We start from the raw sequence: 13,091 nt of genomic DNA on the forward strand, positions 1-13,091 counted from the left end.
GATTCGCGCTTGATTCGTTGGCCCGGGCGTGGAAAACCACGGGCTCGCGGAGCAGGCCTAGTAAGTCGTGGGGTTGTTCGAGATCGTGTAGTCGAAGCCGCGCTGGAACGGAATGACCTTGTCGATGTACTGATCGACCCACTGGTCGACTTCGGCGATCGAGGACTTCGGCACGAAGATCGTGTCGGTGGCCTGCAGGACGACGTCCTGGGTCGGGTCGCCGCGATGCGTGAGCGCGTCGAGGTCGATCGTGCGCAGCATCGGACGGCCGTCGGGGCTGCGGCGGATCAGCACGACTTCGTTGGTGCGCGCCGTGTCGAGCAAGCCCTGCGCGGCGGAGATGGCCTGCAGCACGCTCATGCCCGTGTGCAGCGCGATTTCGCCGGGGCGCCCGACCTGGCCGGCCACATAGACCTTGGCGGCCGACTGCACGATGGCAATCGAAGCGTGCGCGTTCTTCGCCATGCCGTTGGCGGCGAGCGCCTTGTTGATGGCGTCGCCGAGTTGGGCCACCGTGAGGCCCGCGGCGGGGATCGTGCCCGCGAACGGCATGGTCAGGCCGCCGTCCGGCGCGACCGAACCGCGAAAGTTCAGCTCGGCATTGAAGGGCATGACGACCGAAAGGTCGTCGCCGGGTTCGATGCGATAGACGCCGGGCGTGGCTTGCGACCACGCGGCGAACTGCGCGCGCTGCTGGAATTGCGGTTCCACCCAGGTCTGGGTGCAGGCGGTAAGCGTCAGCAGCCCGAGGACGCAGGCTGGTCGGAGTATGTTCATCGGGCGCGTGGGTGAAGCGGTGGCTTGCGGTTCCTGATCTCTTGTCAAGTAACGGCAGGAATTGCCGTTAATGAAGGGTGGAACTCACACGATTTTTTCGCGAATTTGCCAAGACTGTCAGTTTAACGCGACATCCTGGATGTTTTCTTACGTATTATATGCGCCGTCGAATCTTCACTGTTGGCCCGGAACCGCACCTGTATGGTTATTACTACTAGAACAAGGCCTGAAAGGAAGGCGGCTGTTGTCGAACTGACGGTCCGGGATTATCTCAACACCGTTTTTTATTATCGCAAGCTTGCCACGGCGGTATTTCTTTCCGTTGTGGCGATCGGCGTGGCGGTCGCGCTGCTGGTGCCCATGCCTTACCGGGCGCAGTCGACGCTGCTCGTACTCCTTGCAGGATATTACGACCAGTCGAACAACCCGAATGGCGGCGCCGCGGTGCAGCCCGCCATCGGCCAGCTCGACGGCGTCGAGGCGCAAATTCTCAGCAGCCCGGAACTGCATCGCGACGTGGTGATTGCGAAACTGGGGCCGAACGCCAGCGAACACGAAATCGACAGCCATTTGCAGGAATTCGAGCACCGGCTGCATATCGAGCAGAACGATCTCGCGAGCACCATCAACCTCACGTATTACGACGCCGATCCCAAGGAAGCGGCCGATGGGCTGTCGCGTCTGCTCGACACGTACTTCCGCCGGCGCGCGACGATCTTCACGTCGGGCCGCGTCGATTTCCTGACCGGCCAGCGCGACGAAGTCGCAAGGCAGCTGAAAAAGGCCGATGCCGACCTGCTCGCGTTCCAGAAAACGCACGGCATCGTCAATATCGACGACCAGACTTCGCGTGCCGTGCTGCTCGAAAGCCAGCTCGTGCAGCAAAAGCTCGAGAACGACACGTCGCTCGCGCAGCATCGCGGCGAACTGAAGTCGGAGCAGGCGTCCTCGAAGGGGGTGAAGGCGACGATTCCGATCTTCACCGACGACTCCGAAGCCGCCCACGCGCTCGACACGATGCAGCTTTCGCTGATGCAGCTCGAAGCGCGCCGCGCCGATTTCGCCTCGCGCTACATGGATAGCTCGCCGTTCGTGCAGCAGCTCGATCAGCAGATTGCCGACATGCACGCGAGCATCGCGCGTCGCAAGGCGCAGATGGCCACGGCCACGCGCTACGGCCACAACGACTACTACGACGTGGTGCAAGGGCGGCTGGCCGCGCTCAATGCGAGCATCGCGGGCGAAACCGCGCGCCAGCAGGCGCTCGAAGATCAGATCAAGGACACCCGCGCGACGCTGCGGAACTTGAGCGACATCTCCAGCCAGCTGCGCCAGCTGCAGGCAACGCGCGACATTCTGGCCGACAGCTTCAAGGACCGTTCGCGCCAGGTCGAGCTGGCGAAGATCCAGCAGGGGCAGGTGAGCCAGGTGAACAGCACGAACGTGCGCGTGATCCAGGCGCCGTTCCCGCCTTCGCAGCGCAGCGTGTCGGCCAGTCTCATCATTGCGGCGAGCGTGGCGGCGGGTCTGCTGATTGCGGCGCTCGTCGTGCTCGTCATGGCGAGCCTGCGCGAGACCTTCCTGAGTCCGGAGCAGGCCGAGCGCTCGCTGCTGCTGCCGGTGCTGAACGCGCCCGTGATGCTCGGCGGCGGCGGCGCGCGCCGGCCCGGCGCCGCGGGCGCGTCAGCCGACGCGGGCAAGGCGGCCAGCCGGCCCGCGCATATGGCGTACGGCCGCATGATCGCGGCCATCAACGCGAGCACGGACTCGCCCGCCAAGGTCGTCATGGCGCTCTCGTTCGGCAAGAACGACGGGCTGCTTTCGGTGATTCGCGGCCTCGCCGTCGAACTGGAGCACCGCACGACCAAGCCGGTCCTCATTCTCGACATGGCTTCCGGCGCCGACGCGCCGCTCTACGGTCCGCCGAACGCGCAGGGCCTGCTGACGTGGTCGGGGCACGGCGGGCAAAGCCGGGCGGCGAGCGCGGCGCCCACGGAGATCGCGGCTTCTGGCGGACTCGTGTTCGAGAGCGTCGAGCGGCACAACATCGTCGTCGCGCGGCCGGAAAGCGGCACGTTCCCGGCTTCGTGGCAGCAGACCACGACTCTCTTCGACGCGCTGCGCGAGGCGCACGACTACATCGTCGTGCATGCGCCGCCCGCGAGCCAGTCCTTCGCCGGCATCGAAAACGCGGCGCTGGCGGACGCCACGGTCATGGCGGTGCGCGCAGAGGTGTCGCGCAAGCCCGTAGTCCTCGGCCTCAAAACGCAGCTGCTCGACGCGGGCGGCAGGTTGATCGGCATCGCGCTGACGCATCGGCGCGGCTATATCCCGAACTTCATTTATCGATTCTTCTAACATTCGGGACCTGACTGCCATGCATCAGATCAGCGCCATCCTGCCGGTCAAGACGCGGGGACGGCATTACGCCGACAACATCGGCCGCTGCGACATCCTGTTCTCGTCGCTGCGTCACTTCACGACGCCCAAAACGTTTCACCGTTTCGTGATCGTCGTGCCGCACGACGAACTCGACGAGGTCAAAGGCTACGCGAAGGCGTGGTCCGATTTCCCCATCGAAGTGGTCGACGAATCGCTGTACATGGGCATTTTTGCGGAGTTCTCGCAGCGTCACCAGATCCGCAACTGGCACCGGCAGCAGATCATCAAGCTGAATGCGCCCGAATGGATCGAGACCGAGTATTTCCTCGTGCTCGACCCCGACTGCTTCGCCACGCATCGCTTCAGCGCGGATACGCTGATTCTCGACGGCCGTGCGCTCACGCATGTGCAGCCGCGTACGGTGGAGCCGTATTACTGGGAGGCTTCGGCGAAGCTGCTGAGTCTCGATCCACAACTCGCGCGCGACGGCATCTGGTGGACGCCGGCCATCCTGTCGCGCACGCTGTGCCTGAGCCTGCAAGAGCGCCTGGCGGCGTTGCACGGCACCGACTGGCGCCGCGTGCTGCTCGCCAACTACGCGCTCGACTGGACCGAATACACGCTTTACTGGCTCAACGCGGAAAACGAAGGGTTGCTGGAGCAGTACCACACGGGCCCGAAGCCTGGCCAGCGCGCGCTGCACGCCGACGAAAGCGTCTGGTTTGCCGACAAGATGGAAGGCTGGAGCGAGGCGCGCCACCTCGCGCCGGAAAGCGACGGCATGTTCGCCGTGGTCCAGAGCAACACGCACATCTCGCCGCAGCGCGTGGTGGAAAAGCTTGCGCCGTATTTCCCGATCACGCTGCAGCCTTACGAGCGCCATATCGACCCCACGCTCAAGGGTGCCGAGCTTTATTCGGCTGTGGCGCGTCGCGGGCTCAAGCTGTTGAACAAGCTGCGCGGCTAATCAGGCCGTTGCGTTTGAAGCGAGCCCGAAACGACGCCGGGCGCGTCGTTCATCGCCCCGGCTGCAGGTGGCCCCAGCTCACGAGGATGGCCTGAATGCTGCGCGCGTAGGCATCGCGCTCGTGCGGCGACTCCGAGTGGTACGCGCCAATGGCGCGCCACGTGTTGCCGTATCGCACCATCTTTTGCTTGAGCAGCCAGGCGGCCACGAAAATATTCACGCACGGGTCCGTGAGGGCGCCGTGTGGAATGCCCTCGCGCGAAAGCTCCGAAAAGTGGATCGAGTTGATCTGCGCTTGCCCGACGTCGATCGAGCCGTTCGCATTGTGATTGATGGCCGCCGCGTCGCCTTTCGATTCACGCCACGCCACGGCGCGCAGCACGAGCGGATTCACGCCCTGGTAGGCGCCGGCCTTTTCAAAGCATTCGTCGGCGGGCGGCGCGGCGTGCGCGGCCGTTGCGCCGAGCGCCGCGAGGCTCATGAACGCGACCCACGCGCGCATGACTCGCGATCGCAGCTGGCGCAGGGCGTTGGTCTTCTGCTGCATGGGTCGAAGCTCCGGGTTGGGCGTCAATGCGCGACGTCACTGCGCGAGAGCGGAATCGAGTTGCTGCTCGATGTCCTTGAGGTAGGCGCGCGAGGTGTCGGAGACGACGAGGCGCGGCGTGGGCATGGCGCAATGGCAATCGCGCTGGCGCACCTTCTTCTTGCTGTGCGAAGACGAATGCGGCGCGGGAACCTCGTCGTCGTCGCCGGTCGTGGGCGGCAGCATGGCGAGCGAGGGCAGCGGCGGATAGACCTTGTCGGCGGCGGGCGTCGCCGCAGCGGCAACGACGGTGGCAGTGGCGGGCGCGCTGGCGGCGGGTTGGCCCGCCCAGGCGGCGCTACAGAAGCCGAATGCGGCGGCGGCGAGAACGATCGGACGCATCGTGTCAGCTCCCCGCATGCCACGGCTCGATCGAGACGCTGTACGTCTGGTTCGCGCCGGCCGTCAGGTTTTCGAGCGTGGGCTTGGGCCCTTGCGCGGGCACGCCCCGCCAGATGGCCTGATTGATGTACTTGAAGTCCTGGCCGAGCGCCGTCACGCGGATCACGGTGGGCTGCTTCTGCGCGGCGGCGAGCGCGCCCGCCTTGGCGAGCACCGCGCTCAGCTGCGGGTCGTGCGCGCCTAGCGCATCGGCGGGAATGTCGAACTTCATGATGACGTTCGACACGGCGGGTTTCCCGGTTTGTGCCGTGGTGGCCGGCTGCAGTTGCGCGCAGCCTGTCATAACCATTACGGCAAGTAAAAGCAAAACGCGCGTCACGTCCGGGTCTCCAAAAATTCGTGGCGATGTACGCGTTGTCGGCCTCGCGCGCGCGGACTTGATACCCAGGCGGCAAACGTTTGCCAAAAAGAAAGACTTCGCTCGCGCAGTGCCGCTTCCCGGAAGGTTGCCCGCGCGCCATGGTGTGTTCGGGCAGGGAACTGCCTCCCCGATCTGGATGGGGAATGCGCTGCGCATGCGGCGAATAGGTGTGAAGAATGCTGAACGGCGGCGCGGCACCGGCCCGGGTGCCGCGCGCCGGCGCTCGTTAATTGAGCTTGCCGAGCACCGCCGTGAACTCGTCCTTGCTCAAGGCGCGCAGCGTTTGCGTGCGGATATTGCCGAGCGACCCGAGGGCGAGGCCGAACGCCATGAAGCTTTGCTCGTCGGGCGCGTCGATGACCGTGACGACGTCGTATTTCCCGAGCGTCCAGTAGATCTGCTTCATTTCGCAGCCGAAAGTTTTGGCGAGTTCCGCTGCCTGACTGGCGCGTTGCGCGCTGTTCTTGACGGCGCGGATACCCTGGTCGGTGAACTGCGAGAGCACCACATAAGTCGCCATGACGAATCTCCTTACGATGACATCGATACGCGGACTACTGGCTTCCCTCGGCCGACCCTTCGGGCCGGATGTTCTGGTTGTGGCGGAAAAGATTGTGCGGGTCGTATTTCGTCTTGACGGCGACGAGACGGCTCATGTTCGGACCGTAGGCGGCTTCGACGCGCGTGCTTTCGTCGTCGGTGAGGAAGTTTACGTAGACGCTGCCGAGCGCGTAAGGCGCGGAAGCTTCGAAGAAGCCGCGCGCCCAGGCGACGCAGCGGGTGTCGTCGGCGGGATCGGTCCAGCGGCCGTGCACGTTCATGACGTAGAGTGCGTCGCGATTCGGGTAGGCCATCGCATCGGGCGCGACGCGCAGCGTCGCGCCGCCGATCTGGCCGAAGAATATTTCGCACTCGGGCGAGGGCAGCGCGGCGATGGCGTCGATCAGCGTGTCGATGAGACCGTCGGGCAACGCGTTGAGATTGTGCGATTTCCAGTAGTTGCGCGCGCCCGGCGTGAGGAGCGGATCGAACGCCTGCTGCCACGCGGCGTAGGGCATCGGCCCGAGATGTTCGCCACACGGCTTGCCGAAGCGCCGCACCGCGTCCACCGCGTTCGGCCCGTTTTCCGGCGGCCCCGAATAGCAGATCGCGAACACGATGACGGGCTTGCCGTGCACCTCGGGCGGCAGGAACGGCAGCGGCGGCGCGAGACGCGAGACGCTCCACACGGTCAGGTCTTCGGGCATCGCTTCGGCCGCCTCGCGGTAATGCGTCAGCGCTTCTTTCGCGGCGTCGAACGGCAGCACGACCAGTCCGCCGTAGATCTCGGGGCCGACGGGGTGTAGCGCGAACTCGAACATCGTCACCACGCCGAAGTTGCCGCCGCCGCCGCGCAGCGCCCAGAAGAGGTCGGCGTTGTCTTCGGCGCTCGCACGCAGCAGATTGCCGTCGGCGGTCACGACGTCGGCAGCGACGAGGTTGTCGATCGACATGCCGAAGCGCCGGCTCAGCCAGCCGAAGCCACCGCCCAGCGTGAGACCCGCGACGCCCGTCGTCGAGTTGATGCCGAGCGGCGTGGCGAGGCCGAACGCCTGCGCTTCATGGTCGAAGTCGTGCAGCGTGGCGCCTGGCTCCACATACGCGCGGCGCGTGGCGGGCTCGACTCTGACCGACTTCATGAGCGAGAGATCGATCACGATGCCGCCGTCGCATAGCGCGCTGCCCGCGATATTGTGGCCGCCGCCGCGCACGGCGAGCGGCAGCCCGCTTTCACGCGCTAGCGCCACGGCCTGGCGCACGTCGGAGCAACCGCGGCAGCGCACGATGAGTGCGGGGCGGCGCTCGATCATCGCGTTCCAGATTTGCCGGGCTTCTTCGTAGGCCGCGTCGCCGGGTTGCAGGGCTTCGCCGCGCAGCGTGCTTTTCAATGTGGCGATGGATTCGCTCGACAGGCTCGACATGGCACACCTCTCAATTCTACGGATCGGACAAGCGCGCGCCACTAGCCGGGCGTGCGTTTTCATGGACTGAACGGAACTGCGGGCGACCGCTTCAATTGTCGAATCAATGCGGCTGACGCACGCGCGTGACGCGGCATGCGTCCGGTCGGGAAAGCGGGAAGGAAGGGCTTTCGCAAAGGGCGGTGGGGGCCGCCTCTGGCCGGACCGCGAGGGACCGGGGGCGAGCGCTTTGTGACACCGAGCCTCGCCGATTCATTAGATAACCTAAATTACGCAGCCTGATAAAAAAACGTGCAATTAATTCAGATTATTGTCGCGTCTGGATTCGCTTTAATAGTTTAGCAAGCGCACTGCATGGCTTCTATCATTTTCGCGCACGAGCGGGCGGCATGCGTGGCGGTAGGAATCATACGCTTTACGTTGTAATATCGACGCATTCCAGCCCCGCACCGCCCCATGACCGACGTCGCCCCCGACGAAGTACGCCTCGCCGCCGAGATCGAACGGCTCAAGGCCGAGTTTCCCAAAACGCGCGAGCTGTATCGCGAAGTGTGCGCGCTGATGTTCTTCCGTTATGGCATCACGCCCACGGCCAACCGGCTCTATCAGCTCGTGCACCGCGGCAGCATGAGCACGCCTACGGCAGTCCTTTCGGAGTTCTGGGCCACCCTGCGCGAGAAGAGCCGCGTGCGTATCGAGCACGCCGATCTGCCCGAGGAACTGCAAGGGGCCGCCGGCGAACTCATGGGCGCGCTCTGGACGCGCGCCACGGCGGCCGCACAGGCGTCGCTCGAAGCGCTGCGGCTGGAAGTGGAGGAGGCGCGCCGCGCCGCGGAAGGCGCAACGGCCACCGTGCGCGCGGACCTCTCACACACGGAGGTGGCGCTCGAACAGCGCACCGCCGCGTTGCTCACGGCGCAGGTGCGCATTCAGGAGCTGGAGCAGGCGCAAGCCGCCGCGGTTGCCACGCGCGGCGCACTCGAAGCGGAACTGGTGCGCGAGCGCGAGGCGAGCCGCGAACGCGACACGGCGCTCACCCAGGCGCGCGCCGACTTTGCGGCCGAACGCGACAAGCTGCGCGCAAGCGCCGAACTCGCGGAAACGCGCTGGCAGGCAGCGGAGAAGCGCGCCCAGCTCGAAATCGAGCGCGAGCGCACGGCCAACGCGCGTTTGCAGCGCGATGCCGAAGCCGCCACGCAGCGCGCGGCGCGCACGGAGGACAGTGCGCGCGCCGAAATTCAGGCGTTGCAGACGCAGCTCGGCGATTTGCGCCACCAGGTGGGCACGCTCGAAGGCCGGCTCGACGCACTGCGTTCGACCCACACAATTCAGGGGCAAGAGCGTGAGGCGGCGCCGGAGAACGGCGCTGCTGCGAAGCCGTTGCGAGCGGCGCGCAAGGCGGGGCAAAAGGCGTGAAGGCTTTATCTGTTCCGCGATTCCTTCGAGATCCTCACTGAACCACGGCGTCGCGCCGCGTGTCACTCGTCGCGCACGCGCACCGGCAGCTCGGTTTTGTACTCCACGCGGCGCAGCGCGACGGAAGTGTGAATGTCACGCACGCCCTCGATCTTGGTGAGGCGCGTCATGACGAAACGCTCGATGCCCGCAATATCGCTCGCCACTACGCGCAGCATGTAGTCGAACGCGCCCGTCATCAAATAACACTCCATCACCTCGTCGTAGTTCGAGATCGCGCGCTCGAACGCGGCCAGCCGTGTCTCGTTCTTCTTCTCGATTGCCACCGACACGTACGCGTTGACGGGAAAGCCCGCCTTCTCCTGATCGAGCAGCGTGACGTACTGCGTGATGACGCCGCGCTCTTCGAGCATGCGGATGCGCCGGTAGAACGGCGAGAGCGAAAGCCCGAGCGATTCCGCGAGGTCGGCGGACTTCACGTGCGCGTCGCGCTGCAGGGCGTGCAGGATGGCCACATCTACGCGGTCGAATTTCATTGGCCAGGTTTCCCTGAAAAAGGTGAATTTGGGGCGAGTGTTGCTAATTCATGAGCAAACCGTGGCTCAGTTTGGCACGAATCGCCGCTATTGGCTACCTAGAATCCGCTAATACCCACAAGCCGAACAGCGGAGACAAACATGAACATGCGAGCCGTCGAGACCGACCGCCAGATCGATACGGACTATCGCCTCGAAGACCGCTATCTGCGCGAGGACGGCGCGGTGTTTCTCACCGGCACCCAGGCGCTGGTGCGCATCCTGATCGAACAGGCGCGCACGGACCGGCTTGCCGGGCTGAAAACGGCGGGTCTCGTTTCCGGCTATCGCGGCTCGCCGCTCGGCGGATTCGATCAGGAACTGTGGCGCCAGAAGGCGCTGCTCGCGGACTTCGATGTGCGTTTCGAGCCGGGCCTGAACGAGGACCTCGGCGCGACCATGCTGTGGGGCGCACAGCAACTCGACGCGTTTCCCGGCAAACGTGTGGAAGGCGTGTACTCGATGTGGTACGGCAAGGGGCCGGGCGTGGACCGCACCGGCGACGTATTCCGCAACGCCAACATGCTCGGCACCGCGCGGCACGGCGGTGTGCTGGCCGTGGCCGGCGACGACCACGCGGCGCAGTCGTCGATGTTTCCGCACCAGACGGACCACGTCTTCGAAGGCGCGATGATGCCGATTCTCTTTCCGGCGTCGGTCGAGGAGTACATCGACTACGGGCTCACCGGCTATGCGCTGTCGCGTTTCAGCGGGCTGTGGGTCGGTTTCAAGGCGATTACGGAAACGGTGGAAAGCGGCCGCTCGATGCGCGTGGGCCGTGGCGCGCCGTTGCGCTTGCCTGCGGACATCGCGGTGCCGCCGCAGCGCGGCTTCAACTACGACACGCAATTGCGCTGGCCCGCGGAGCGCGCCGAACTGGAGCGCCGCGTGCTGGAAGAGCGCCTGCCCGCCGCGCTCGCCTTCATGCGCGCGAATCCGCTCGACCGCGCGTTGCTGCGTCCCGCGCAGGCACGCGTGGGCATCGTCACGGCGGGCAAGGCGCATGCGGACGTGCTGGCCGCGTTCGAGGCGCTGGGCCTCACGGCGGAGCGCCTCGAACAACTCGGTATCGGGCTTTATAAGGTCGGCATGATCTGGCCGCTCGAAACCGAAGGGATCAAGGTATTTGCGCGCGGCATGCTGGCGCTTTTCGTCGTGGAGGAGAAGCGCTCGTTCGTGGAGCGGCAGATCAAGGAGGCGCTCTTCAACGTGCGTGCCGACGAGCGGCCCTCCGTGCACGGCAAGACGCTTGGCGAGCACGAGCCGCTGCTGCCCGCCGCGATGGAGTTCGCGCCCGAGCAGTTGGCGCACGCACTGCAGCGGTTTTTCCGGCACGTCGAGGTCGATGTGCCGCTGCTCGCTACGGGCGCAACCCAGGCGCGTCTGGGCGGCGCGCAGCGCGTGATCGCGCTCGCGCAGGTGCCGCAAGGCGAACCGCTCACGCGCAAGCCGTTCTTCTGCGCGGGCTGCCCGCACAATACGTCGACGCGTCTGCCGGACGGCTCGCATGCCGCGGCCGGCATCGGCTGCCACATCATGGCGCTCGGCGAGGCGGGCAACACGGCGACGTTCTGCCAGATGGGCGGCGAAGGCGTGCAGTGGGTCGGCATGTCGACCTTCACGGACATGCCGCATCTGTTCGTGAATCTCGGTGACGGCACCTACCAGCACTCGGGCAGCCTGGCGATCCGCCAGGCCGTGGCGGCGCGCGCGAACGTCACCTACAAGATTCTCTTCAACGACGCGGTGGCGATGACCGGCGGCCAGCCCGCCGAGGGCGGCCTGACCGTGCATCGCGTGGTGGCGCAGGTGCAGGCCGAAGGCGTGAACGAAGTCGTGGTGGTCACCGACCGGCCTGAGCAATACGCGGGATCGCTGGGGTTGCCTGCGGGCGTGACGCTCCTCCACCGCGACGCGCTCGATGCGCTGCAACGCCGCCTGCGCGAGCAGAAGGGCGTTTCGGTGATCGTCTACGACCAGACCTGCGCCGCCGAAAAGCGCCGCCGCCGCAAGCGCGGCAAGCTGATCGATCCGCCTACGCGTGTGGTGATCAATCCGGCCGTGTGCGAAGGCTGCGGCGACTGTTCCGTGCAGTCGAACTGCATCGCGATCGAGCCGCTCGAAACGGCGCTCGGCCGCAAGCGGGCCATCAATCAATCGAGCTGCAACAAGGACACCGCGTGCGTGAAGGGCTTTTGCCCGAGCTTCGTGACGGTGGAGGGCATGGAGCCGAAGCGCCCGGACGCCGCGCGCATCCAGCGCATCGAGGCCGAACTGCGCGCCACGCTCGCGCCGCCCGCGCGCGTGCCGCAGGCGCTGGAGCAACATCTGCGCATGGTTGTGACGGGTGTGGGCGGCACGGGCGTCGTGACGATCGGCGCGATCCTCGCCATGGCCGCGCACCTTGAAGGGCGCGGCGCCTCGACGCTCGACTTCACCGGCCTCGCGCAAAAGAACGGCGCGGTGTTGAGCCACGTGCAGATCGCGCAGAGCCGCGGGCTCATCACCACCTCGCGCATCGGCGCACAGGCGGCCAACGTACTGCTGGGCTGCGACGCCGTGGTGGCGGCATCGTCGGGCGCGCTCTCGCGCCTGCCGGCCAGCGGCGCGCGCGCGATCGTGAACGAGCGCATCACCGCGACCGCCGACTTCGTGCGCGACGGCGATCTGCCCGTGAGCAAGGCCGTGCATCAGGCAGCGATAGAGAGCGCGATGGGCGCGGACGGCGCGGTGTTCTGGGACTGTACGGCGGCGGCGGAAGCGATTTTCGGCGACGCCATCGCCTCGAACATGATGATGGTGGGCTACGCGTATCAGTCTGGCCTCGTGCCGCTTGCCGAAGCATCGATCGTGCAGGCAATCGGGCTCAACGGCGCGGCTGTAAAGATGAACGAACGCGCGTTCCTCTGGGGGCGTCTGATCGCACAGGACACTCGCGTGCTCGAACGCGTGACGGGAGCGGAGGTTGCGGCCGCGGACACGCCGTTCGATCTCGCACGTTTCGTGGCCGAACGCGAGCGCGACCTCACGCGGTACCAGAACGCCGCCTATGCGAAGCGCTATCGCGCGCTGGTCGATACCGTTGCGCAGGCCGAGCGCGCGATCGAAGGGGCGAGCGGCGCGCTCGCGCAAGCGGCAGCGCGCCATTACTTCAAGGTGCTGGCTTACAAGGACGAGTACGAAGTGGCGCGCCTGCACACGGATGGCGGCTTCGGCGCGTACCTGTCCGGCCTGTTCGACGGCACGGCGGGCAAGAAGACTTTCCACATGGCGCCGCCGCTCCTCACGCGCCGCGACGCGCAAACGGGACGCCGCAACAAGATCGCGCTGCGCGGCGTGTGGGCCGAGCCGCTGCTGCGCGTGCTCAAGCACGGCAAGGCGCTGCGCGGCACGCCGCTCGATCCGTTCGCACTGCAGCGCGACCGCGTGATCGAGCGCGCGATGATCGGCGAATTCGAGGACGACGTGCGCCTCGTGCTCGGCAAGCTCACGCAGCGGACGCTTGCAGCGGCCGTGGGCCTCCTCGGCGTGCCGGGTGCGGTGCGAGGCTTCGGTATCGTCAAGGAGCGCAATTACGAGCGTTCGCGCGGCGTGCGCGAAAAGTATCGCGCGGAACTGGCGGTTGAGACGGTTTAAAAGATCGGATAACTAATGGAGAAGACTC

General features: G+C 66.1%; 11 protein-coding genes. 4 read left to right on the forward strand and 7 right to left on the reverse strand.

Features of this window, described 5'->3' with window-relative positions:
* Positions 1 to 57: 57 nt before the first annotated feature.
* Positions 58 to 777, reverse strand: a complete 720-nt coding sequence (locus AB4Y40_RS28080) for a polysaccharide biosynthesis/export family protein (RefSeq protein ID WP_368690626.1) — start codon at positions 775 to 777, stop codon at positions 58 to 60.
* Positions 778 to 1,113: 336 nt separating this feature from the next.
* Here AB4Y40_RS28080 and AB4Y40_RS28085 point away from each other — a divergent pair, with 336 nt between their 5' ends.
* The gene (locus tag AB4Y40_RS28085) at positions 1,114 to 3,135 is read left to right on the forward strand and encodes a GumC family protein (protein ID WP_368690627.1); all 2,022 of its coding nucleotides are present in this window, start codon (positions 1,114 to 1,116) and stop codon (positions 3,133 to 3,135) included.
* Positions 3,136 to 3,154: 19 nt separating this feature from the next.
* The gene (locus AB4Y40_RS28090; protein WP_368690628.1) at positions 3,155 to 4,126 is read left to right on the forward strand and encodes a DUF6492 family protein; all 972 of its coding nucleotides are present in this window, start codon (positions 3,155 to 3,157) and stop codon (positions 4,124 to 4,126) included.
* Between the two features lie 49 nt (positions 4,127 to 4,175).
* Here the strand turns inward: AB4Y40_RS28090 and AB4Y40_RS28095 are convergent, their stop codons facing one another.
* From AB4Y40_RS28095 to AB4Y40_RS28115, 5 genes are all read right to left on the reverse strand, one after another.
* Positions 4,176 to 4,607 (reverse strand): lytic transglycosylase domain-containing protein, encoded by a 432-nt coding sequence (locus tag AB4Y40_RS28095; protein ID WP_342923158.1) that lies wholly within the window; start codon positions 4,605 to 4,607, stop codon positions 4,176 to 4,178.
* 102 nt (positions 4,608 to 4,709) lie between these two features.
* Entirely contained in the window at positions 4,710 to 5,054 is a 345-nt protein-coding gene (locus tag AB4Y40_RS28100) for a hypothetical protein (protein WP_342923073.1), read from the reverse strand.
* Positions 5,055 to 5,058: 4 nt separating this feature from the next.
* Positions 5,059 to 5,403 carry a hypothetical protein gene (locus AB4Y40_RS28105; RefSeq protein WP_368690812.1) on the reverse strand — a complete coding sequence of 115 codons (345 nt, stop codon included), beginning with the start codon at positions 5,401 to 5,403 and terminating at the stop codon, positions 5,059 to 5,061.
* A gap of 298 nt (positions 5,404 to 5,701) precedes the next feature.
* Positions 5,702 to 5,995, reverse strand: a complete 294-nt coding sequence (locus AB4Y40_RS28110; protein ID WP_342923072.1) for a GYD domain-containing protein — start codon at positions 5,993 to 5,995, stop codon at positions 5,702 to 5,704.
* Between the two features lie 34 nt (positions 5,996 to 6,029).
* The gene (locus AB4Y40_RS28115; RefSeq protein ID WP_368690629.1) at positions 6,030 to 7,436 is read right to left on the reverse strand and encodes an FAD-binding oxidoreductase; all 1,407 of its coding nucleotides are present in this window, start codon (positions 7,434 to 7,436) and stop codon (positions 6,030 to 6,032) included.
* A gap of 456 nt (positions 7,437 to 7,892) precedes the next feature.
* Between AB4Y40_RS28115 and AB4Y40_RS28120 the strand changes: the two genes are divergently transcribed.
* Positions 7,893 to 8,852: a DNA-binding protein gene (locus AB4Y40_RS28120; RefSeq protein ID WP_368690630.1), complete on the forward strand. Its 960-nt coding sequence runs from the start codon at positions 7,893 to 7,895 to the stop codon at positions 8,850 to 8,852.
* A 62-nt stretch (positions 8,853 to 8,914) separates the two neighbouring features.
* Here the strand turns inward: AB4Y40_RS28120 and AB4Y40_RS28125 are convergent, their stop codons facing one another.
* Positions 8,915 to 9,388 (reverse strand): Lrp/AsnC family transcriptional regulator, encoded by a 474-nt coding sequence (locus AB4Y40_RS28125; RefSeq protein ID WP_069263434.1) that lies wholly within the window; start codon positions 9,386 to 9,388, stop codon positions 8,915 to 8,917.
* A 141-nt stretch (positions 9,389 to 9,529) separates the two neighbouring features.
* Here AB4Y40_RS28125 and AB4Y40_RS28130 point away from each other — a divergent pair, with 141 nt between their 5' ends.
* The gene (locus tag AB4Y40_RS28130) at positions 9,530 to 13,063 is read left to right on the forward strand and encodes an indolepyruvate ferredoxin oxidoreductase family protein (protein WP_368690631.1); all 3,534 of its coding nucleotides are present in this window, start codon (positions 9,530 to 9,532) and stop codon (positions 13,061 to 13,063) included.
* The last annotated feature ends 28 nt before the right edge of the window (positions 13,064 to 13,091 follow it).

The sequence above is a fragment of the Paraburkholderia sp. EG287B genome, from assembly GCF_040965595.1.
In the GTDB taxonomy this organism is placed as follows: domain Bacteria; phylum Pseudomonadota; class Gammaproteobacteria; order Burkholderiales; family Burkholderiaceae; genus Paraburkholderia.

What these genes read in the sequence shown, in the direction of transcription:
- AB4Y40_RS28125 (WP_069263434.1), bottom strand. Translation starts at nt 9,388, where the DNA reads ATGAAATTCGACCGCGTAGATGTGGCCATCCTGCACGCCCTGCAGCGC.
- AB4Y40_RS28120 (WP_368690630.1), top strand. Translation starts at nt 7,893, where the DNA reads ATGACCGACGTCGCCCCCGACGAAGTACGCCTCGCCGCCGAGATCGAA.
- AB4Y40_RS28115 (WP_368690629.1), bottom strand. Translation starts at nt 7,436, where the DNA reads ATGTCGAGCCTGTCGAGCGAATCCATCGCCACATTGAAAAGCACGCTG.
- AB4Y40_RS28095 (WP_342923158.1), bottom strand. Translation starts at nt 4,607, where the DNA reads ATGAGCCTCGCGGCGCTCGGCGCAACGGCCGCGCACGCCGCGCCGCCC.
- AB4Y40_RS28105 (WP_368690812.1), bottom strand. Translation starts at nt 5,403, where the DNA reads ATGGTTATGACAGGCTGCGCGCAACTGCAGCCGGCCACCACGGCACAA.
- AB4Y40_RS28090 (WP_368690628.1), top strand. Translation starts at nt 3,155, where the DNA reads ATGCATCAGATCAGCGCCATCCTGCCGGTCAAGACGCGGGGACGGCAT.
- AB4Y40_RS28110 (WP_342923072.1), bottom strand. Translation starts at nt 5,995, where the DNA reads ATGGCGACTTATGTGGTGCTCTCGCAGTTCACCGACCAGGGTATCCGC.
- AB4Y40_RS28130 (WP_368690631.1), top strand. Translation starts at nt 9,530, where the DNA reads ATGAACATGCGAGCCGTCGAGACCGACCGCCAGATCGATACGGACTAT.
- AB4Y40_RS28100 (WP_342923073.1), bottom strand. Translation starts at nt 5,054, where the DNA reads ATGCGTCCGATCGTTCTCGCCGCCGCCGCATTCGGCTTCTGTAGCGCC.
- AB4Y40_RS28080 (WP_368690626.1), bottom strand. Translation starts at nt 777, where the DNA reads ATGAACATACTCCGACCAGCCTGCGTCCTCGGGCTGCTGACGCTTACC.